Here is a 19,301-nt window from a genome sequence, read left to right on the forward strand (position 1 = left end):
GTCATGCCCCCGGGAGGTGACTTCTGGGACAGGTGGCCAGGTCGGGGTGTCCGTAGCGTCGAGGCATGACCGATGCCGAACCGGCGATCCTCGCCGAGAACCTCGCCAGGAGTTACGGATCGACCCGGGCCGTGGCCGACGTGAGTCTCCGGGTCGACGTCGGGGAGGCGGTCGGCGTCCTCGGCACCAACGGAGCCGGGAAGACCACGGCGGTCGAGATGATCGCCGGGCTACGCGTACCCGAACGGGGGCGGGTACGCGTACTCGGACTCGATCCCCGGGCGGACCGGCGGCGCGTACGGCAGGTGCTCGGGGTGCAGCTCCAGCACGCCTACCTGCACGGCGCGCTGCGGGTGTCCGAACTCGTCGACCTGTACCGCAGCTTCTATCCCGACCCTCGCCCGGCCGACGAGTTGCTGGACATGGTCGATCTGACCACGCACCGGAAGGCGACGTTCGAGAAGCTCTCCGGCGGCCAGCAGCAGCGGCTCTCGATCGCCCTGGCGCTGGCCGGCCGCCCCCGCGTGGTGATCCTCGACGAGTTGACCACCGGCCTGGATCCGAAGGCCCGCCGCCGCATGTGGGCGACGATCGAGCAGCTCCGCGCCGAGGGGGTGAGTGTGCTGCTGGTCAGTCACGCCATGGAGGAGGTCGAGCGGCTGTGCGACCGGGTCGCCGTCCTCGACGCCGGCCGGGTCGTCGCCACCGACACTCCCGCCGGGCTGGTCGCACAGACCGGCGCCGCCAGCCTGGACGACGCGTTCGTCGCGCTCACCGGCAAGGAACTCGACCTGGAGGACGCCGCATGACCACCGTCGTCGCCCACCGACCGGGGATGCGGTCGCTGCTGACGTTGATCCGCTGCGAGGCGAAGATGGTCATCCGGGACACCCCCGGACTGGTCGTCCCGCTCTGCCTGCCGCTGTTGATCATGCTGACCAGCGCCGGCTCCGCGAACGAGCAGGAGGTCTCTGGCGGGCTGACCGCGCTGGACCTGTTCGTGCTCCCGCTCGTGCTCACCATGGTCATCGCGATCATCGGCATCATCAACATGCCGAGCTTCCTGGCCTACTACCGGCGCTCCGGCATCCTGCGCCGGCTCGGCGTCACGCCCGCCTCACCGGCGACGGTGCTGGCCGCGCAGGTGATCGTCAGCGTGCTCCAGTCGGTCGTCGGCATCGCCGCCGCCGTCGCGCTCGCCTTCCTGGTGTTCGACGCGAACGCGCCGGTCGACGTCGGCGCGACCCTCGGCGTGGCGGCACTGGCGATGGCCGCCATGTACAGCGCCGGCATGATCGTCGCGGCGGTCGCGCCCACCCCGAACTCCGCTGTCGCCATCGGCCTGGTCATGTTCTTCGTCCTCGGCGCCCTGGGCGGGATGTTCGGCGGACCGGGCTCGCTGCCGGGCCCGCTCGCCGACATCGGTCGCCTGTTGCCGTTCGGCGCCTCCGTGGAGGCTCTCGGCGCCGCCTGGGAGGGCACGCCGGTCGGGCTCGGGCAACTGCTCGGCCTCGGCGTGACGGTGCTCCTCGGCGCGACCGTGGCGGGCCTGCTGTTCCGCTGGGAGTGACCCGCGCCGCCAGGCAGCCTTGCCGCCCTGGGGCCGCCGGGCGGTCCCGGGGCGGCCGTACGCGGGGGCACCGCCGGCGCCGCGTACGGCAGCGCGGTCAGCGCCGCTTGCGGCGGTTCCTGGTCCGGGCCCTCCGCTGGTCACGAACGCTGCCCGGCGGCGCGGAGGCGGTCCCGGCGATGTCGGCTTCCCGGGCCCGCCGTGGGACCGGCGGCAGGACGAGCGTCCCGACCTCCGGCGCGGCGGTCGGCGGACCGACCGGGACCGGTTCCGGCAGCCGCCGCTCCAGGTCCGTGATGATCGCCTGTACGCGGGCCAACTGCTCCCGCACCGACGGCTCGTCCTCGGCGTGCCCGCCCGTCGGCCGACCGGCCCGCTGCGCGGCGACCTGCTCGTCCTGGTGCGCCTCCTGCAACGCGGTGAGCACCAGCCCGACCAGCAGATTGGTCAACAGGTAGCAGGCGGCCACCATGTAGGAGACGTAGTAGAGCACCGCCCACCCGGTGACGTCGCGGCCCGCCTGGAGCGTGTCGGTGATCCCGTCCAACGACAACAGCAGGAACAGCGTGAGCATGGCCTGGCCGACCGTGCCGTACTCCTCCGGGTAGGCGGCGCCGAACAGCATCCAGCCGAGCATCGCGTACCCGTACAGCAGCAACGCGGTGACCAGCAGGAAGCTGGCCAGACCGGGCAGGCTGCGCCGGATGCCCACCAGGATCACCCGCAGACTCGGGAAGAGCCGGAACGCCCGCACGATCCGGGCCAGCCGCAGCAACCGGAGCAGGGTCACGTTCTCCCGCACCCCGGGCAGCAGCGGCGCGGCCACGATCACCAGGTCGAACACGTTCCACCGGTCCCGGAAGAAACCGGCCGGGGCGGTGGCGTGCGCACCGAACCGCATCAGCAACTCCAGCACGAACAACGCGATGCAGACGTACTCGACGGCGCGCAGCCCGATGCCCACGGTCGCCACGACGTTGCCGTACGTCTCCAGGCCCAACGCCACCGCGTTGACGATGACGACGGCGAAGCTGGCCAGGTTGAACCAGGGCGCGCCGACGACGGCCCCGCAGCGCACGGCGAGCCGGCGCAACGGACCACGGACAGTACGCGTCATGCTACTCCTCGACCGGCTCACGACCGGACGGCAGCCTATGACATCCCGGGACAGGCCGGGCAGCCGGACCGGCCACATAGGACGGATCCCAGCTCACCACGGCGCGCCGCCGGAGACGGTCGCGCAGCGGCCCTCACGGCCACGCGACTCCGCCCCCCGGGCCGTCGCGCCGGGCACGCTCGCGCGGTGGGCGGCTGGACAGCCGCCCTTACGATCTCCGTCGTGTCCACCTCCGTCGCCACCGAGTTCGCGGGCTCCTGGACCGCCGGCCGGTCGGTCCGCCGCACCGCGCTGCTGCTGTTCCTCGGCGTCGCCGCCGTCGCGCTGAACACCGGCATCGGGTACGCCTCCGCAGGCACCCGGGTGATCCCGATCGTGACCGGCGTACTCCTCTGCCTGGCCTTCGCCACCGGCGTCCATCTCCTGCACCGGGCGAGTTGGCTGGCCCTGCTCTCCCTGCTGCCGGCCCTGTTCGTCCTCGTCGGCTCGGTGCAGCTCGCCCCCGACCTGGCCCTGGAGCAGCGCGGCGTCCGCCAGCAGGTGACGATCGTCGACTCCGAGGCCAGCGGCAAGCGGCACACCTTCACCCTGCGCGGCGCGGCCGGCCCGCTCGACGAACCGCTCGTGTACCAGGGCAGCTCCCCCGGCTACCGGGTCGGCGACACGCTCACCGTGCTGACCGACCCGGAGGGACGGATCGCCCTGCGGGACGCCGACCGGGTCGACTCCGCCGGCAAGGTGGGCAGCCTCGTTCTCGGCGCCCTCGGCTGGGCCGTGATCGCCCTGCTCGCCGGCTGGCGCGGCCACGTCCGCCGCCGCACCGGCCGCCACGTGGGCCTGATCCTCTAGCGCGGGACCTCGGACCTGGCACGAACCCCGGACCCGGTACGAGGTGGGGAGATTTGTTGTCGCTGGAGCGACAACAAATCTCCCCACCAAGTCTGGAATGCGCTCCACCGCGGAGCAGGCAAGCGCCCACCGGAGCCGGACGGCTGGATCACGCACGGCCGACACCGCTCACCGCGCCGGCATGGCACCCGGCAACCGGTCCGGCCGCTGTGGAGGGACCCGCCCGAGACCCACAAGTCAGCGAGGATTCCTCGCGTTTTCGTTGACGCGCGCCACCGCAACGTGAGATACATGGCCACACGTCGATGGAGACGCCGGCCCGACGCCGCCGTCCGGAGAGGCGAGAGATGACACCGCCCGCACACCCGCCGGTCCGGCGGCGTCGCCCCCTGTCCCGACTGCTGGCCGGGCTGGCCGCGCTCGCGGTCCTCGTGCCAGCCGCGCCCGCGTACGCCAACTCGCTGCCCAACCTGCCGCACCACGCGGGCGGCTACGAGTCGTCCTTCTCCCCCGCCTACGACTACGACACCGACGGCTGTTACGCGGTCTCGGCGATCAGCCCGGACGGCCGGATCAACGGCGGGTTGCGGACCACCGGGGCGATCAACGGCAGTTGCCGGGACCGGTCCGACCTGGACATGTCGCAGACGTACGCGCGGTCGAAGTGCAACAACGGCTGGTGCGCGATCGTGTACGCCAGCTACTTCGAGAAGGACCAGGCGGTGCACGGCAGTGGCCTCGGCGGTCACCGGCACGACTGGGAACACGTGATCTCCTGGGTCGACCAGGTCACCGACCGGGTCGAGTACGTGACCACCACTCAGCACAGCAGTCGACGCACCTACCCGCGCTCCCAGGTGCGCTTCGACGGCACGCATCCGAAGGTGGTCTATCACAAGGACGGCGCGTCGACGCACTTCTTCCGGCTCGCCAACGGCAACGACGAGCCGCCGGAGAACCACTACGGCACCTGGCACTACCCACCGGTGGTGGACTGGCACGGCTGGCCCAGCCTGGACCTGCGGAACAGTCTCATGGCGGCCGACTTCGGCGCGGCCAGCATCAAGATCAAGGATGGGGCGTTCGAGTACCTGCTCGGCGTCGCCAAGCCCGCCGGCATCCCGTTCGACGCGTACGCCTGAGGGCGAGCGGCGACTCGCTCACCGGTCGCCCAGCGACACCACCAGCTCCTGGGTGCGGTGGTCGGAGACGCCCCGCGCGTCGCCGAAGCGGTAGGAGTGCACCCGGACCTGCGGCGAGGCGAGCGCCCAGTCGAGTCGCCACCAGTGCGGCCAGCCGGGTCGGGCCGCGAAGCTGGCCGGGTACGGCGTCGTCATGGCGTGGGCGGCGTCGCGCAGGCCGTCGGGCAGTTTACGCAGGTCGCCCATTGCCGGCGTGGTGTTCAGGTCACCGGCGAGCAGCACCGGATTCGGGTTGTCACGAACGTCGCGGGCCAGCGCCCGCCACTGCGGCTCCCGCTGGGCCCGTTGTTCACGCAGAATGCGGTAGAAGGCGGCGTCGAAGGGGCCGTGCTGCGGGGAGAGCTGCACCGGCAGGTGCAGGTTGTACGCCGAGAGCACCCGCCCGCCACCCAGGTCCAGGTCGGTCCGCAGCGTCTTGTAGCGCCACTCGTCGCCGGCCGCCGCGACCTCGGGCGGCAGGCCGACCGGCTCCAGCGGTGCCTGCCGCAGCACCGGCAGCCGGGAGAGGGTGACCAGCTCGCCGACCACCACCACGTGGAAGCCGGGGAACTCGGCGCGCAGCCGGTCCAGCGTCGCCTGCGTCGGCCGGCCCTGCTCGAACCAGTACTCCTGCAACAGGTAGACGTCGGCGTCGGCGTCGCGCAGCACCTGGTACATCGTCTCGGTCTCGCCGCCGGAGTCCCAGTAGCCGGTGTTCCAGGAGAAGACGCGTACCGCGTCGGCCGGGGCGGGGCCGTCGCCGCCCTGCCACCAGCGCACGTTGACGCCGCCGAGCCCGGCGCCGAGCAGCAACGCCAGGGCGGCGAGCACCGCCACCACACGACGACGGCGGCGGCTCATCACCGCGCCGGCCGCCAGCACCAGGGGCACCAGCAGGAAGGCCGGCGGCGGCACGGTGTCCACGGCGAGCCAGAGCCACCACCGCCCGCTCAGTGCCCGGTGCGCGACGGTGAAGGCGAGCCAGAGCCCGGCGGCGGCCGGCCACAGCACCGTCGGCCAGCGCCGCCGTACCGCGCGCCCGGGTCGCGTCGCGGTGTCGGCGGCGACCGGCGCGGCGGTGGTCACGCCGATTCCCACCGGGGGGTGCCGTCGATCGGAAACGAGGCGTCGTAGAGCTGCCGGAACGGCCGGGAGAGCAGCCACTGCGCGGCGCCGGTCGCCACCCCGGCCGTGATCGTCACGTTGACCAGGAAGTGCAGCCCGGCGAAGCCGAGCAGGAACAACGGCCCGTGCCGCCGCAGGACGAAGCGGTACATCCCGGCGTCGCAGGCCAGCGACGCGGCCAGCAGGGCCGCCGGCAGCACCGCACCCCACGGCCCGAACAGCAGCGGTACGACCAGCGCCGGCAGGGCGAGGAACGCGGCCAGGCTGCCCCATGCGCGGGAGGCGGTCTCGAAGCCCTTGCCGAATCGCCGGGCGCGGGCGTACAGCGGAATCCGCAGCCGTCCCCGGTGGAACAGCTTGCGCAGCAGTCCGGGCAGCTCGTGGTCGTGGTCGTGTCGGCCGCGTACCTCGGAGGTGAGCAGCATCCGGTACCGGCGGGTCAGCCGGTAGCCGTAGTCGACCTCCTCGGTCTGCCGCAGGGCCGGGTTGAAGGGCCCGATCTCGTCGTACACGGCCCGGCGGATCACGCAGACGGCGGGGAAGAGGAACGACACGTCGCCCTCCGAACTGATCGACCAGTAGTGGTACTGGAGCCCACGGTAGCGGGAGACGAGCGTGTCGTGGATCAGCGGCTCGGCGTCCTGGATCCCGCAGACCGCACCGACATCCGGCGCGTCCCGCAGGAGGCGCACCGCGTGGGCCACCGCGTCGGGCGCCAACGCCAGGTCGGAGTCGACGTAGCAGATCAGCTCGCCCCGGGTGTGCGCGGCACCGACGTTGCGGGCGGTCCCACAACCACCGTTCGCGCCGGTGCTGACCACGCGTACGCCGAGTGCCTCGGTCACCGCGACGGACTCGTCGGTGCTGCAGTCGTCGACCATCAGCACCTCGATGTTCGGGTAGGTCTGGTCGAGCACCGAGCGCAGGCAGAGGTCCAGGGACTCGGCGTAGTTGTAGTTGGGCACGATCACCGAGACCAGCGGAAGGGCGTTCATCGGGTGGCGACCTCCGGGCGGTCGTAGAGCCGACGGAACCGGCGTGAGGTCAGCCAGGCCAGCACACCGCAGGCTGCGGCGACCGCGATGACCAGGTTCAGGAAGAAGTGCATCGCGACGAAGTAGACCAGGAACCCCCAGCCGCGTTCGGCGCGGACGAAGCGGTACATCGGCAGGTCTCCGGCGACGAAGGCGGCGAACGCGGCCAGCGGCACCACCAGTGCCGCCGGGCCGAGCAGGACCGGGAGCACGAGGGTGAGCAGGGTCAGCGGGGCGGCGATGCTGACCCAGGCCCGGGGGCCGCTGCGCAGTCCGCCGGGGAACTCGGGTTTGCTCGCGTACATCGGGATGTGCAGCGCCGTGCGGGTGAACACCTTGCGGATCAGGACACCGAGTTCGTGGTCGTGGTCGTGCACACCCCGCACCCTCGGCGACAGCAGGATCCGGTAGCGCTGCGCGAGCCGCATGCCGTAGTCGGCGTTCTCGGTCTCGCGCAGTCGGGGGTTGAACGGGCCGATCTCGGCGAACACCCGGGCCGGCACGGCCAGCAGCGCGGTGTAGAGCGTCATGATCTGCCCCTCGTCGGCGATCAGCCAGTAGGACTGCTGGAGGCAGCGGTACTCCTCCAGCAGGCTGTCCCGGATCAGCGGCACCGGATCGTAGTTGCCGCACACCGCCCCGATCTCCGGGTCCGTGGTGAGCAGGTCGACCGCGTTGGCCACCGCGTCCGGGCGGGCCGCCACGTCGGAGTCGACGAAGAACAGGATCTCACCCGCCGCGACCGCCGCGCCGAGGTTACGGGCCGCGGCCGGGCCGCTGTTGCTCGGCGTCCGCACGACCCGCGCGCCGTGGGCCTCGGCGACCGCCACCGAGTCGTCGGTGCTGCAGTCGTCCACCACGATGATCTCCAGGCGCGGGTACGTCTGTGCCCGCAGGGAGTCGAGGCAGAGCCGCAGCGCGCGGGCGTAGTTGTAGTTCGGCACGATGACCGACACCAGGGGAGGGCTCATCAGTCCATCCAGGTCAGCAGGTGGGGATAGCGGGCGTTGATCTGTGCCACGGCCAGCACGACGCCGATCAGCACGGCACAGCCGACGATCGTCCGGTCGCGCAGCAGGATCCGGATCGGGTCGCCGCCGGTCCGCAGCACCAGGACCGCCTGGAGGTAGCGGAACGCGGCCAGCAGCCCGAGGGGTACGACGAGGGCCAGGACGGCCGGCGGGTAGGCGGCGATCGGGGCGTCCAGGTGCAGGTAGAGCAGGAAGGTGGTGCCGGCCAGGGAGGTGGTCAGGCCGAGCAGGTGGTCGGCGAGCAGCAGGTTGTAGCCGTGCAGCGCAGGCCGGTGCGGCGTGCCCAGGGCGGACAGTTCGTGCCGGCGCTTGCCGAGGATCAGCACCAGGCAACCGCTGAACACGGCGGTCAGCAGCAGGCTGGCGGGGACCGTCTCGGTGGCGGCGTACCCCTGGAGGACGCGCAGCACGAAGCCGGTGGAGACCACGCAGACGTCCAGCAGCGGCAGGTGCTTGAGCCACCGGCTGTAGGCGGCGCTCAGTGCCAGGTAGGCGATCAGCGGCCACCAGGTCATCTCCGGCCCCGTGACGGTCACCGCGACCAGTCCGACCGCGAGCAGCACCGCGTACGCCCAGGCGACCGGGACCGGGACGTGCCCGGCGGCGATCGGGCGGTGTTGCTTGTCGGGGTGCGCCCGGTCCAGGTGGCGGTCGACGATGTCGTTGAGCACGTAGATCACCGACGAGGCGAGCGTGAACGCGACGATCGCCCACAGGCACCGCCACAGCGACGACGCCGTCCAGACCGGGGTGTCGACCAGGGCGAGCGGAACGGCCAGGAGGTTCTTGACGACGTGACCCGGCCGGGCCAGGACGAGGAGGTGGCGTGGCAGCAGGAGCGGGCGTACGACCCGGTCGGGGGCGACCGGGGCGACCGGCTCCACCACGGTCTCGGCGGCGGTCATCGCGGGCCGTCAGAAGAAGATCTTCGCGGCGGCCAGGGCGCCCTGCCGCCACGGATCGCGGCTGGTCCGACCGTCCCGGGCCGGTCGGTGATGCTGCCGTTGCGCCCGCCACCACTCGTAGGTGCGCAGGATGGCGTCCTGGTTGGACAGCTTGGGCCGGAAGCCCAACCGGTCCCGGGCCTTCTCGGTGCTGACGTACGAGTCGGCCATCAGCTTGTGCAGCAGGCGCCCGTAGACCGGGGAGAGTCGGCTGCGTTCCAGCAGGCTGAGCGCGGCGAGTGCGGGCCGGGCGGGCAGCGAGACCACGCGTCGGCCGTGACCGGCGGCGTCCAGGACGGCCTGGAAGTCCTCGCGCAGTGTGCCGAACTCCTCGGCGGCGAGGTTGTACGTGTCGTTGGCGACGTCGTCGGCGGCGTGCAGGACGGTGACCACGGCGTTCACCAGGTCGTCCACGGCGAACATCTGGATCCGCACGTCGCCGCGACCGAGGACCGGGAAGTGGCGCCCTTCCTCCGCCCACTCGAAGAGCATGGCGAACAGTCCCATCCGGCCGGGGCCGACGAAGGTCTTGGGCCGCAGCACCGCCACCGGCAGGCCGTCCGCGCGGTGCCGTTCGGCGATCTCCTCGGCGGCGGCCTTGGCCGCGCTGTAGGTGTCGACCGGACTGCGCGGGTACGCCTCGGTGGTGGGCACCTGCTTCGGCAGCCCGTACACGGCCGTCGAGGAGACGTGCAGGACGCGAGCCACCCCGGCCCGGCGCGCCGCGTCGAAGACACCGCGCGTACCGTCGACGATGACCGACCGGATCTCGTCGGTCGGGTAGCTGGGCAGCGCCGCCGCGCAGTGGATCACCACGGTGGCGCCGGTGAGGGCGCGGTCCAGCAGGGCCGGGTCGCGGATGTCGCCGACGTACCCGACGGTGGGTTCCGGTCGCAGGTCGACGCCACGGACCTGGTGTCCGTCGGCGGCGAGACGGTCGGCCAGCCGGGAGCCGAGCATCCCGGCGGCGCCGGTGATCGCGATCACCACAGCGATCCCACCTTCTGCGTGACGAACCGGGTCACCAGTCGGGTCAGTCCCTGGTCGAGCACCTCACCCAGGGCGTCCACGGCCCGCTGCGCGTCGGCCGGCTCGGTGACCAGCGACGGGCCGACGACAAGCGGGTTGCGGCCGTTGAGTGTGTAGTAGGTGAAGATGTCGTGGTCGCGGTAGAGCGCGTTGATGACGGCGCAGGTGACCAGCTTGGCCTTGAAGCGGGGGTCGCGGGCCACACCGGCCGGGGCGAGCCGGCCCACCAGGTCGAGGATCCGGGGTCCGCCGTCGATGTGCACACCCCAGAGCGCCCCGGCGCCGGCCACCCGGCCGACCGCCTCCGGATGCTCCTTGGCCAACCGGTGCAGCCCCGGTTCGAGGACCCGTTCCAGCGCCCGCGCCCGTGCCGGGTAGTCGTCCTCCACCACGATGTTGATCGCCTCGATGGCGGTGACGCACTCCTCCCCCATGCCGTAGTAGGTGGTGCTGGTGCTCTGCAACAGCGCGTCGGTCAGATTGTCGTACGCCTTCCGGAAGACCGGCTTGCGGGCGACGAAGGCCGATATGGACGACTTGCCGCCGCCGAACGATTTGCTGGTGGTCAGCACGTCCGGTATCAGATCCGGGTAACGCATGAAGTAGAAGAGGCTGCCCGTCTTGCCCCAGCCGGTGTAGATCTCGTCGAAGATGAGTACGATGTCGTGTCGGTCGCAGAGTTCCCGGACGCCGCGAAGGAAATCTTCGTCGCACCATTGAATGGTGGAGGCGCTGAAAGGTTCGACGATCAGGGCGTACACGTCACCCGCATGCCGCTCGATAGCGGACCGGACGGATTCCAGATCCCCGTACGCGAATGGGACGATTCCCGGAATTGTCGGAAAGTTGAAGTGCGGCTGTCCGGTGAGCCCACCGGAACCGAGCAACTTCCCGTGGAATCCGCAGTCCGCGCGAAGGATGGTGCCCCGTCGACCACCGTGGTACTTGTAGGCCAGCTTCACCGCACCCTCCACCGCCTCGGCGCCGGAGTTGGGCAGGAACGACATGGACAGATCGCCGGGCAGCAGCTGGGCCAGGTTGTGGCCGAGCGCCGCGAGGTAGGGCGAAAAGTACGTCTTGTGCACCTCCATTCGCCGACGCTCGGCGAAGCGTTGCCGGGCCGCCACGATCCGTGGATGGTTGTGGCCGTGGTTGAGCACCCCCACCCCGCCGGTCAGATCGAGGACGCGCCGGCCGTCCCGCAGGGTCAGGTAGGCACCCTCGGCCTGCTCCACCAATTCCCGACCGAACCCGAACGACGTCATCAGATTGACCTGGCTCGCGTTCACGTACCGCCGATAGAGGTCGTGCACCTCGCGAACGGTGAACCGCTCGCATTCCTCGACACTGACGAGATTGGGCATGCCGCGACGCTATCTATTGGTCCGTGATCTTTCCTGGACCGAGGCTGGATGCAACCTTGACTACGCAAGGCAACCCTTGCCACGGCGGGTGGGGCATGGATAACTTGGTCAAGGCGCAACACAATTGCCGCCGGTCAATTCCTCTGCACATTAGCCAACACTCGTTGAGGTGCCCGTCATGCCGCCGACGGTGTCGGTAATCGTTCCCACCCACAACAGCGCCAAGACCCTGGGTGCGTGCCTCGCGGCGGTGCACCGACTACGGCACCCGGTGACCGAGGTCATCGTGGTCGACGACGCCAGCACCGACGACACCCGGGCCGTCGCCCAGCGCTTCCCGTGCCGGCTGCTGGTCACCGACCGCAACGCCGGCCCGGCCGCCGCCCGCAACCGCGGCATCCGGGCCGCCACCGGCGACCTGCTGTTCTTCCTCGACTCGGACTGCGCCCCGGAACCCGACGCCCTGGGCAACGCCCTGGCCGTCCTGCGCGAGCAGCCCGACGTCGCCTGCGTGCACGGCATCTACGCGCTGGAGCCACTCTTCGACGACGGGCCGGTCGAGGCGTACCGGCTCACGCACGGGCACCACTGGCGGCTGCGCCACGTCGGGCGGGTCCGCACCACCCTCTTCGCGATCTGCCTCATCCGCCGCGAGGTCTTCGACACGGTCGGCCTCTTCGACGAGAAGCTGCGCGCCTCCGAGGACGTGGAGATCGGCGACCGGATGGGCGACCGGTACGGCATCGTCCTCACCGACACGGTGGTCTGCCGACACGACGACGACAGCCGACTCGGGTCGTTGCTGGCCAAGCAGTTCCGCCGCTCGCAGATGCTGATTCCGGTGGCCCTGGCCGAACGCGGACCGGCCGGGATCCGCGCCAACAGCGCGGCGGGCCTGCTCACCGCGGCGGCGGTGCCGGCGACGCTGCCGACGGCACCGCTCACCGGCGGGTGGCCGGTGCTGTCGCTGCTGTTCCTCGTCCTGTTCACGGTCGCCGAGCCCGCGCTGCTGCGGTTCGTGCTGCGTCGACGCGGGCTGCCGTTCACCCTCTTCTTCTTCGCCGTGCACCTGCTGGTCCAACTCGCCGTCGTCGGCGGCGCCGTCGTCGGCGGGATCCGTCACCTCACCGACCGCGACTTCGGGCCGAGCCGGGCCACCGCGGCGAAGACGTCCCGATGAGCGCCCGCCGAGGACCCGTCACCCGACTCGGCGCGCACCTGCACGCACAGGCGTTGCACTACCTGCTGTTCGCCTATCGCGGCGGGCAGACACTGCGCTGTCACGCGGCCCCCGGCGGCCCGCGCTGGCCGGCGTTCGGCCTGGCCGGGGAGGAGGTCGCCCTCACCGTCGACGACGGGCCGCACCCGCAGTGGACGCCCGCCCTGCTCGACCTGCTCGACCGGCACCGGGTACGCGCCACCTTCTTCCTCATCGGCGACCGCGTCCGGGAACACCCGGACCTGGCCCGGCGGGTGCTCGCCGCCGGTCACCTGATCGGCAACCACTCCCGCTCGCACCCGCAGCCGTTCGCCGCGCTGTCCCGACCCGCGATCGTCGCGGAGATCGCGCAGACCCAGCGCGACATCGAGGACGCCACCGGGGTGTCGCCGCGCCTGTTCCGCGCGCCCGGCGGCAACTGGTCGCCGACCGTCCTGCGGACCGTCGCCGAGCTCGGCCTCACTCCTGTCGACTGGACGGTGAACCCCAGTGACTGGCGTCGTCCGGGTGTCGCGCGGATCGCCCGCACGCTGTCGCGTACCCGGCCCGGGCAGATCATGCTCTGCCACGACGGCGGTGGCGACCGGTCGCAGACCGTCGCCGCCCTGGCCGAGGTGTTGCCCGGGCTGACCGCCCGTGGGCTGCGCTTCGTCACCGTCCCCGCACACGTGACGCCCCGGCCGCGCCGGGTGGGAGAAGGCCCCTGATGTCGCAGAGTGAACTGTCCATCCTGCTCCTGGGTCCGGTGCGGGCCCGGCGGGGAGACACCGTCCTGTACCTGGGCACCCCCCGGCAGCGGGAGGTCCTGGCGGTGCTGGCGATGCGCAGCGGCATGGTGATGTCCGTCGCCCAGATCGTCGAGGCGATCTGGGTCGGTCGGCGGCCCGACTCGGTGGAGAACATGGTGCACACCTACATCGGCCGGCTGCGTCGGGCCCTCGAACCACCCGGAGACCGTCCGGCGGTGGCCCGGGTGCTGCGCTCCACCCGACCCGGCTACACCCTCGACGTACCGCCCGACGCCGTGGACACCGTCCGCTTCGAGCAGGACGTCCGCCGGGCCCGGGCGGCCCGCGCCCAGGCGGACCTGACCGACTCGCTCTACCTGTTCCAGGCCGGTCTGGCGCGCTGGTCGGGCCGGGCGCTGCACGAGGCCACCGGCCCGCTGGCCGAGGCCGAGCGGATCCGGCTGACCGAGCTGCGCCAGGACGTCCGGGAGGAGGTGACCGGCGTACGGCTGCTGCTCGGCGACATCGAGAACGTCGTCGCCGAGCTGCGCTGGATGCTGGCCGAGCACCCGATGCGGGAGCGGCTCTGGGAACTGCTGCTCATCGCGCTCGGGCAGACGTCACGGCGGGCCGAGGCGCTGACCGCCTTCCAGGACGCCCGGACCACGCTGGCCGACCGGCTCGGCGTCGAACCGGGACACCGCCTCCAGGACCTGCACCGCCGGCTGCTGCGCAGCGAGCCGGTGACGGTGTGGCCATGGTGGGAGCGGCGCGTGCCGGTGTAGGCCCCGGTGGGGCTCAGGGCTCCGCGACGGCGGCGGGGGTGAGGACGAAGAAGGCGTCCCGCCCGGCGTCACCGGTCTCCGGCGGTCGCCAGGTGGTCACCTCCAGCCCGCAGTCCCGGATCACCGCCACGAACTGCCGGGACCGCTGCACGTCGTAGATCTGCACGAGGATCCGTCCCCGCGCGGTGAGCATCCCCGGCAACCGGCGCAGCAGGTCCGCCGCCTCCGGCACGGACAGGTAGTAGATGACCTCGCGCAGCAGGATCGCGTCGTACCGGTCCGGCGGCGTGTACGTGCGGATGTCGGCCACCGCGTAGGACGCGTCCGGCCGACGCAGCGCCCGGGCCGTCCCGATGGCCCGCCGACTGATGTCCACCCCGTGGTAGTGCCGGTAGCGGCCCCGGCGTAACGCCAGGTTGACGCTGGTGCCGCAGCCCAGGTCGAGGATCGCCGGTTGCGGCGCCCACGTCTCGATCAGAGACAGCGGAACGCTCCCGTCGCCGGCCTCGTCGAGGTATCCCCACATCCCCAACGCGTACTGGGCGTCCCAGAGCACCGCGTTCAGCCGTGGACTGCGCCGTACCAGCGCCCGCACCGGTGCCCCCAGCAGTCCCGCCGTCGTCCGTAGTCTCGACACGTCCCTCACCGACCTCCTCCGCCGGGCCCGCCCGGCGGCTGTCAACACGAACGGCTCACCCGACCGGTGCCGACCGCTCGACCGGGACCGGCCCGGTGAGCACCGGACCGTCGCGCCGCAACCGGCGCCGGTGCAGATACTGGGCCAGCATCAGCCCTCCCCCACCGACGGCCACCTCGCTGAGCGCGCAGACCAACCGGCTGACCAGCACCACCGGGGTGGCCACGGCCACCGGCAGCACGGTGGACAGCCCGAGCATCAGCACCGCCTCCCGGACACCCAGGCCGTCCGGGGCCACCATCACGGCCAGCCCGGCGACGGTCGCGGCGGCGAACCCGGCCACGCAGACCAGGTAGGACCGCAGCGGCGGCGCGCCGGCCGCCACCGCGAGCAGCCACAGGTGGTGCCCGGAGACGAACCAGGACAGCGACTGCGCGCCGATGGCCCGTCGCAGGCCCGCCGGGGAGGCGCGCACCTGCGGCGGTGGACGCCGCAGCAGCCGGGCCACCAGGACCAGCGCCTTGTCGAGCAGGTCCGGCCGGACCACGAGCACGAGCAGTGGGACGCTGGCCAGCAGCAGCCACCAGGTGGCGCCGGACAGCACCGCCGGACCGGCGGCGACCCCCAGCGTCATGCCGGTCATCGCCACCACCGCCCAGCTCAGCAGGAACACCCCGGCCAGCCGGACCGGCCCGACCTCGATCTCCCGACCCATCCGCAGCAGCACCGGCAGGGCGACCAACCGACCGGGCACGAACTTGGTCAGGAACCCCACGAAGAACAGCCGGTACGCGGTCCACCGGTCCACCGGCGCACCCAGGTCGACGAAGATGGCCCGCCAGGACGCCACCCCCAGCAGCAGCCCGACGGCGTTGACCAGCAGGGCCGCGCTGACCGCCGCGCCCACCCGCCACGGGTCCAGGCGACCGGCCAGCGTCGCCACCGGAGTCCAGTCCTGGGAGCGGACGAAGAGCACCAGACCGACGGCCAACGCCACCACGAAGGCGACGGAAAAGGCCCGGTTGAGCCACCGCCACCAGCCGCCGCTCACCGGCGCGGTTCCACGGTGACCGGACGGGAGCCCCGGGCGCGTACCCGACGCGACAGCGCGGCGCAGATCCCCAGCCCCATCCCGACGAACTCGGTCAGGTGGGTGAGCAGGCGCATTCCGGCGGCGTAGAGCGCGAACCGGGGCCCCCGGTGCCGCGCCGCGAACGCCAGCAGGGCCCGGTCGGCCACCCCGACGGTCACCAGCAGGGCCAGCGGCAACACCACCAGCCCGGGTGTCACCAGGACCAGCGGCGCGGTGGCCACGGCCAGCCCGGTGCCGGCCATGCCGACCACCGCGCCGACGTCGACCCGGTGCGGCGGACGTCCGTCGGCGACCGGCGGCTCCCAGCGGGCGGCGACGACCGCGTCGGCGTACGTCACCGCGCGGCGGAACAGTTCCGACAGGTACGGCCGGAGCCGGTCCACGTCGTCGTGGCGGCCGACCATCTCGGCACTGACCCGGATCTCGTAGCGCGCCGGCAGCCGGGTGCCGAACTCCACGTCCTCGGCGTCACGCAGCCGTTCGTCGAAGCCACCGACCAGCTCGAAGACGTCTTTCGGCACGGCCGTCAGCGCGAACATGGTGGTGGACGTGACCCCGGTGGCCCGGCGTCGCCAGAAGTGCTCGAACAGTGTCTTGTACGCCTCGACCGGCCCGTCGTCGTGGAGCGGGCGCAGGTCGTAGATGCCCTGCACCACGCCGCAGTCCGGATGCTCCCGCAGTACCCGCACCGCCGCGGCCAGCGTGCCGGGGGCAAGGGCGACGTCCGAGTCGACGAAGAGCAGCACGTCACCGGTGGCCCGGGCGGCACCGGCGTTGCGGGCCGCCGACACTCCCCCGTTCACCGGCAGAGCCAGCACGGTGCAGCCGAATCCGGCGGCGATCCGCCGGGACCGGTCGGTGCTGGCGTCGTCCACCACGATCACCTCGGCCGGCGCAACGGTCTGCGCGTACACCGCCGACAGGCAGTCGCCGAGGGTTCGCTCCTTGTTGTAGTTGGGCACCACCACCGACACCCTCACCGGTGCCACCCCTCCCCGCCGTCGGAGCGGGCACCGTCCGGCCGCCACGCCAGCCAGCCCAACGCCGCGTACCCGACGAGCACGTACAGGTTGCTGTGCAGCAGTTGCCAGTCACGGAAGTGCAGGTCGACGCCACGCAGCCCGATCACCGTCCAGGCGGCGCTGGCCACCAGCGCGGTCCAGAGCAGCACCGCGACGGCGACCGCGTACCGGTTCCGCCGGCCGCGCACCGCCAGCAGCACCAGGGCCGGTACGCACCAGATCCAGTGGTGGTGCCAGGAGATCGGCGAGACGAGCAGGCCGGTGGTCGCAGCGGCCAGCACTCCGAGGAGTTCGTGACCGGCGCGGACGCATCGGACCGCGACGACCAGTCCGGCCACCGCCGTCAGTGCCGCCAGCGGCAGCCAGACCGCCCGGACGTCGGCGGTGTCGCCGATCCGGGCCAGCGCGCCGTGCAGCGACTGGTTCAACACGGTCCGGGGATCACCGGTGACCCGGGCGGTGTCGAACAGGCCGCCGCCCCAGAACCGGACCGAGTCGGCTGGCCGCCAGGCCAGCCCGAGCCCGACGGTGGCGGCGAACGCGGCCAGCGCCACTCCGGCGGCCCGCCAGCGACGCAGGCAGAGCAGGTAGACCACGAACAGCAGCGGGGTGAGTTTGATCCCGGCCGCGACGCCGACACCGAGGCCGCGCCAGCGGCGGTCCGGATCGCCGGTCAGGTCTAGCAGCACCAGCAGCGCCAGGAAGAGCCCCACCTGACCGACCTGGAGGTGCCCGGCCACCGGGAAGACCGGGAGCACCGCGACCGTGCCCAGCAGGACCGGTCCGGGTCCGGTGTCCGCCCCGGCGGCGCGCAGAGTCACCCGGACCACGGCCGCCACGGCGGCGACGGTGGCCAGCGTCCAGAGGCCGATGCCGGTGGCGGCGTCGAGGTACGCCAGCGGTTGCAGCAGCAGCGCGGCGAACGGCGGGTACGTGAAGCCCAGGTCGATGCCGTCGGTCCCCCGGTGGATCACGTCGTAGAGGGCGCCGTCGCCACCGGCGGCGGCGACCGCGCCCGCCCGGTAGACGGCGAGGTCGCCCCAGAACCGTCCCGTGCCGTGGTGCACGGCGACCGCTGCGGCGGCCACCAGCACCGCGAGCAGCGGCAACGCGGCGGCCGGCAGCACCGTGGCGAGTCGGCGCGCCGGCCGGGAGTCTGTCGTCGGCGAGAGGGTCGTCACCGCATCCCCCTTCAGACGTCGGCGGGACGACGGTAACAATCGATGCGGTACCGGTTTCTGTAACTGATCTGGATTACCGACGGTGCAGGTGAACCCCGGCCCGGCGTCCGCCCCCCGCGGACGCCGGGCCGGCGTCTCAGCCCTTGACGCAGACCACCTGCTTGAGGTGGGCGACCACCTCGACCAGGTCCTTCTGCTGCGCCATCACCTCGGTGATGTCCTTGTACGCACCGGGGATCTCGTCGACCACCCCGGCGTCCTTGCGGCACTCCACCCCCGCCGTCTGTGCCGCCAGGTCGGCCGTGCTGAACGTCCGCTTCGCCTGCGCCCGGGACATCCGCCGTCCCGCGCCGTGCGAGGCGGAGCAGTACCCCCAGTCGTTCCCGCCGCCCCGCACGATGTACGAACCGGTGCCCATCGAGCCGGGGATGATGCCCAGCTCGCCACGTCCCGCCCGGATCGCGCCCTTCCGTGTCACCAACACGTCCACCCCCTCGTAGTGCTCCTCGGCCACGTAGTTGTGGTGGCAGCTGATCGGCTCGTCGTAGCCGACCTGCGGGAACCGGTCCCGCATCAGGTTCATCAGCACGGCGAGCATCACGGCCCGGTTGCGCCGTGCGTACTCCTGCGCCCACCACAGGTCCCGGCGGTAGGCGTCCATCTCCGGCGTACCGGAGAGGAACACCGCCAGGTCCCGGTCGGGCAGATCCGCGTTGTGCGGCAGCCGGCGGGCCACCGCGATGTGCCGTTCGGCCAGTTCCTTACCGATGTTGCGCGAGCCGGAGTGCAGCATCAGCCAGACCCGGCCCGGGTCCGTCCCGCCCTCCTCCAGACAGACCTCGATGAAGTGGTTGCCGCCGCCGAGCGTGCCCACCTGCCGCCGGGCCCGCGCCTCCAACTGCTGCACCCGCCGGTCCAGGTCACCGAAGCCCCGCCAGAAGTCGTCCCAGCCGCGCTGCTCCAGGCCCCGGATCCGGCGCGGATCCACCGGGTCGTCGTGCTTGGCGAAGCCGACCGGAATGGCGTCCTCGATGGCCCGGCGCAGCCCGGCGAGGTCGTCGGGCAGGTCGGCGGCGGTCAGCGAGCTGCGGACCGCCGACATGCCGCACCCGATGTCGACCCCGACCGCGGCCGGTGACACGGCCTGCCGCATGGCGATGACCGACCCGACCGTGGCGCCCTTGCCGAAGTGCACGTCCGGCATCACCGCGACGCCCTGCACCCACGGCAGCGCCCCGATGTTGCGCAGCTGCCGTGCGGCCTGCGGCTCGATGGCGTACGGGTCGGTCCAGACCCGTACCGGCGCCCGCGTTCCCGCGAGCAGACTGAATCCCATGACGTACCCCCGAAGTGTGTGGCTCCTCGCCCGGGCACGGCCCGACCACGGCCGAC

At 72.1% G+C, this 19,301-nt stretch carries 19 protein-coding genes; 7 read left to right on the plus strand and 12 right to left on the minus strand.

Annotated elements, in window-relative coordinates:
- Positions 1-65: 65 nt before the first annotated feature.
- Entirely contained in the window at positions 66-809 is a 744-nt protein-coding gene (locus tag ABZ738_RS15345) for an ABC transporter ATP-binding protein (protein WP_131054742.1), read from the plus strand.
- On the plus strand, positions 806-1,570 hold the full coding sequence (locus ABZ738_RS15350) for an ABC transporter permease (protein WP_131054741.1): 765 nt from the start codon (positions 806-808) through the stop codon (positions 1,568-1,570). The genes ABZ738_RS15345 and ABZ738_RS15350 overlap by 4 nt, the downstream gene beginning before the upstream one ends.
- Positions 1,571-1,667: 97 nt before the next feature.
- Here the strand turns inward: ABZ738_RS15350 and ABZ738_RS15355 are convergent, their stop codons facing one another.
- Positions 1,668-2,687 (minus strand): ion transporter, encoded by a 1,020-nt coding sequence (locus ABZ738_RS15355; protein ID WP_357213649.1) that lies wholly within the window; start codon positions 2,685-2,687, stop codon positions 1,668-1,670.
- 222 nt (positions 2,688-2,909) lie between these two features.
- Here ABZ738_RS15355 and ABZ738_RS15360 point away from each other — a divergent pair, with 222 nt between their 5' ends.
- Both ABZ738_RS15360 and ABZ738_RS15365 read left to right on the plus strand, forming a co-directional pair.
- Positions 2,910-3,536, plus strand: a complete 627-nt coding sequence (locus ABZ738_RS15360) for a hypothetical protein (protein ID WP_357213652.1) — start codon at positions 2,910-2,912, stop codon at positions 3,534-3,536.
- Positions 3,537-3,883: 347 nt separating this feature from the next.
- Complete coding sequence (locus ABZ738_RS15365) at positions 3,884-4,678, plus strand: NPP1 family protein (protein ID WP_357213655.1); 795 nt, start codon at positions 3,884-3,886, stop codon at positions 4,676-4,678.
- 18 nt (positions 4,679-4,696) lie between these two features.
- Here the strand turns inward: ABZ738_RS15365 and ABZ738_RS15370 are convergent, their stop codons facing one another.
- From ABZ738_RS15370 to ABZ738_RS15395, 6 genes are read right to left on the minus strand one after another with little or no spacing between them, the layout of a single operon-like run.
- Positions 4,697-5,803: an endonuclease/exonuclease/phosphatase family protein gene (locus tag ABZ738_RS15370; protein ID WP_357213657.1), complete on the minus strand. Its 1,107-nt coding sequence runs from the start codon at positions 5,801-5,803 to the stop codon at positions 4,697-4,699.
- On the minus strand, positions 5,800-6,837 hold the full coding sequence (locus tag ABZ738_RS15375; RefSeq protein WP_131055504.1) for a glycosyltransferase family A protein: 1,038 nt from the start codon (positions 6,835-6,837) through the stop codon (positions 5,800-5,802). Before ABZ738_RS15375 ends, ABZ738_RS15370 begins: the two co-directional genes overlap by 4 nt.
- Positions 6,834-7,847 (minus strand): glycosyltransferase family 2 protein, encoded by a 1,014-nt coding sequence (locus tag ABZ738_RS15380; protein WP_131055502.1) that lies wholly within the window; start codon positions 7,845-7,847, stop codon positions 6,834-6,836. Before ABZ738_RS15380 ends, ABZ738_RS15375 begins: the two co-directional genes overlap by 4 nt.
- Positions 7,847-8,812, minus strand: coding sequence for a UbiA prenyltransferase family protein (locus ABZ738_RS15385; RefSeq protein ID WP_357213661.1), 966 nt, complete (start codon positions 8,810-8,812; stop codon positions 7,847-7,849). Before ABZ738_RS15385 ends, ABZ738_RS15380 begins: the two co-directional genes overlap by 1 nt.
- Positions 8,813-8,821: 9 nt before the next feature.
- Positions 8,822-9,841 carry an NAD-dependent epimerase/dehydratase family protein gene (locus ABZ738_RS15390; protein WP_357213664.1) on the minus strand — a complete coding sequence of 340 codons (1,020 nt, stop codon included), beginning with the start codon at positions 9,839-9,841 and terminating at the stop codon, positions 8,822-8,824.
- Positions 9,835-11,145, minus strand: a complete 1,311-nt coding sequence (locus ABZ738_RS15395) for an aspartate aminotransferase family protein (protein ID WP_217706096.1) — start codon at positions 11,143-11,145, stop codon at positions 9,835-9,837. Before ABZ738_RS15395 ends, ABZ738_RS15390 begins: the two co-directional genes overlap by 7 nt.
- A gap of 277 nt (positions 11,146-11,422) precedes the next feature.
- Here ABZ738_RS15395 and ABZ738_RS15400 point away from each other — a divergent pair, with 277 nt between their 5' ends.
- From ABZ738_RS15400 to ABZ738_RS15410, 3 genes are read left to right on the plus strand one after another with little or no spacing between them, the layout of a single operon-like run.
- A complete protein-coding gene (locus ABZ738_RS15400) occupies positions 11,423-12,424 on the plus strand; it encodes a glycosyltransferase family 2 protein (protein ID WP_357213668.1) in 1,002 nt (333 codons plus the stop codon).
- On the plus strand, positions 12,421-13,170 hold the full coding sequence (locus tag ABZ738_RS15405) for a polysaccharide deacetylase family protein (RefSeq protein ID WP_357213671.1): 750 nt from the start codon (positions 12,421-12,423) through the stop codon (positions 13,168-13,170). The genes ABZ738_RS15400 and ABZ738_RS15405 overlap by 4 nt, the downstream gene beginning before the upstream one ends.
- Complete coding sequence (locus tag ABZ738_RS15410; protein WP_131054066.1) at positions 13,170-13,976, plus strand: BTAD domain-containing putative transcriptional regulator; 807 nt, start codon at positions 13,170-13,172, stop codon at positions 13,974-13,976. Before ABZ738_RS15405 ends, ABZ738_RS15410 begins: the two co-directional genes overlap by 1 nt.
- Before the next feature lie 13 nt (positions 13,977-13,989).
- On the opposite strand, the gene ABZ738_RS15415 is transcribed toward ABZ738_RS15410, so the two are convergent.
- From ABZ738_RS15415 to ABZ738_RS15435, 5 genes are all read right to left on the minus strand, one after another.
- Complete coding sequence (locus tag ABZ738_RS15415) at positions 13,990-14,622, minus strand: class I SAM-dependent methyltransferase (RefSeq protein WP_131054065.1); 633 nt, start codon at positions 14,620-14,622, stop codon at positions 13,990-13,992.
- Between the two features lie 46 nt (positions 14,623-14,668).
- Positions 14,669-15,664, minus strand: a complete 996-nt coding sequence (locus ABZ738_RS15420; protein ID WP_357213676.1) for a lysylphosphatidylglycerol synthase domain-containing protein — start codon at positions 15,662-15,664, stop codon at positions 14,669-14,671.
- Positions 15,661-16,686: a glycosyltransferase gene (locus ABZ738_RS15425; RefSeq protein WP_357213679.1), complete on the minus strand. Its 1,026-nt coding sequence runs from the start codon at positions 16,684-16,686 to the stop codon at positions 15,661-15,663. Before ABZ738_RS15425 ends, ABZ738_RS15420 begins: the two co-directional genes overlap by 4 nt.
- A complete protein-coding gene (locus ABZ738_RS15430) occupies positions 16,683-17,909 on the minus strand; it encodes a glycosyltransferase 87 family protein (protein WP_236145765.1) in 1,227 nt (408 codons plus the stop codon). The genes ABZ738_RS15425 and ABZ738_RS15430 overlap by 4 nt, the downstream gene beginning before the upstream one ends.
- A gap of 136 nt (positions 17,910-18,045) precedes the next feature.
- Complete coding sequence (locus ABZ738_RS15435; RefSeq protein ID WP_131053585.1) at positions 18,046-19,245, minus strand: RtcB family protein; 1,200 nt, start codon at positions 19,243-19,245, stop codon at positions 18,046-18,048.
- Positions 19,246-19,301: the final 56 nt, after the last annotated feature.

This window comes from Micromonospora sp. NPDC047793 (assembly GCF_040642635.1).
Lineage (GTDB): Bacteria > Actinomycetota > Actinomycetes > Mycobacteriales > Micromonosporaceae > Micromonospora.

What these genes read in the sequence shown, in the direction of transcription:
- ABZ738_RS15345 (WP_131054742.1), top strand. Translation starts at nt 66, where the DNA reads ATGACCGATGCCGAACCGGCGATCCTCGCCGAGAACCTCGCCAGGAGT.
- ABZ738_RS15350 (WP_131054741.1), top strand. Translation starts at nt 806, where the DNA reads ATGACCACCGTCGTCGCCCACCGACCGGGGATGCGGTCGCTGCTGACG.
- ABZ738_RS15355 (WP_357213649.1), bottom strand. Translation starts at nt 2,687, where the DNA reads ATGACGCGTACTGTCCGTGGTCCGTTGCGCCGGCTCGCCGTGCGCTGC.
- ABZ738_RS15365 (WP_357213655.1), top strand. Translation starts at nt 3,884, where the DNA reads ATGACACCGCCCGCACACCCGCCGGTCCGGCGGCGTCGCCCCCTGTCC.
- ABZ738_RS15375 (WP_131055504.1), bottom strand. Translation starts at nt 6,837, where the DNA reads ATGAACGCCCTTCCGCTGGTCTCGGTGATCGTGCCCAACTACAACTAC.
- ABZ738_RS15380 (WP_131055502.1), bottom strand. Translation starts at nt 7,847, where the DNA reads ATGAGCCCTCCCCTGGTGTCGGTCATCGTGCCGAACTACAACTACGCC.
- ABZ738_RS15385 (WP_357213661.1), bottom strand. Translation starts at nt 8,812, where the DNA reads ATGACCGCCGCCGAGACCGTGGTGGAGCCGGTCGCCCCGGTCGCCCCC.
- ABZ738_RS15395 (WP_217706096.1), bottom strand. Translation starts at nt 11,145, where the DNA reads ATGACGTCGTTCGGGTTCGGTCGGGAATTGGTGGAGCAGGCCGAGGGT.
- ABZ738_RS15400 (WP_357213668.1), top strand. Translation starts at nt 11,423, where the DNA reads ATGCCGCCGACGGTGTCGGTAATCGTTCCCACCCACAACAGCGCCAAG.
- ABZ738_RS15405 (WP_357213671.1), top strand. Translation starts at nt 12,421, where the DNA reads ATGAGCGCCCGCCGAGGACCCGTCACCCGACTCGGCGCGCACCTGCAC.
- ABZ738_RS15410 (WP_131054066.1), top strand. Translation starts at nt 13,170, where the DNA reads ATGTCGCAGAGTGAACTGTCCATCCTGCTCCTGGGTCCGGTGCGGGCC.
- ABZ738_RS15435 (WP_131053585.1), bottom strand. Translation starts at nt 19,245, where the DNA reads ATGGGATTCAGTCTGCTCGCGGGAACGCGGGCGCCGGTACGGGTCTGG.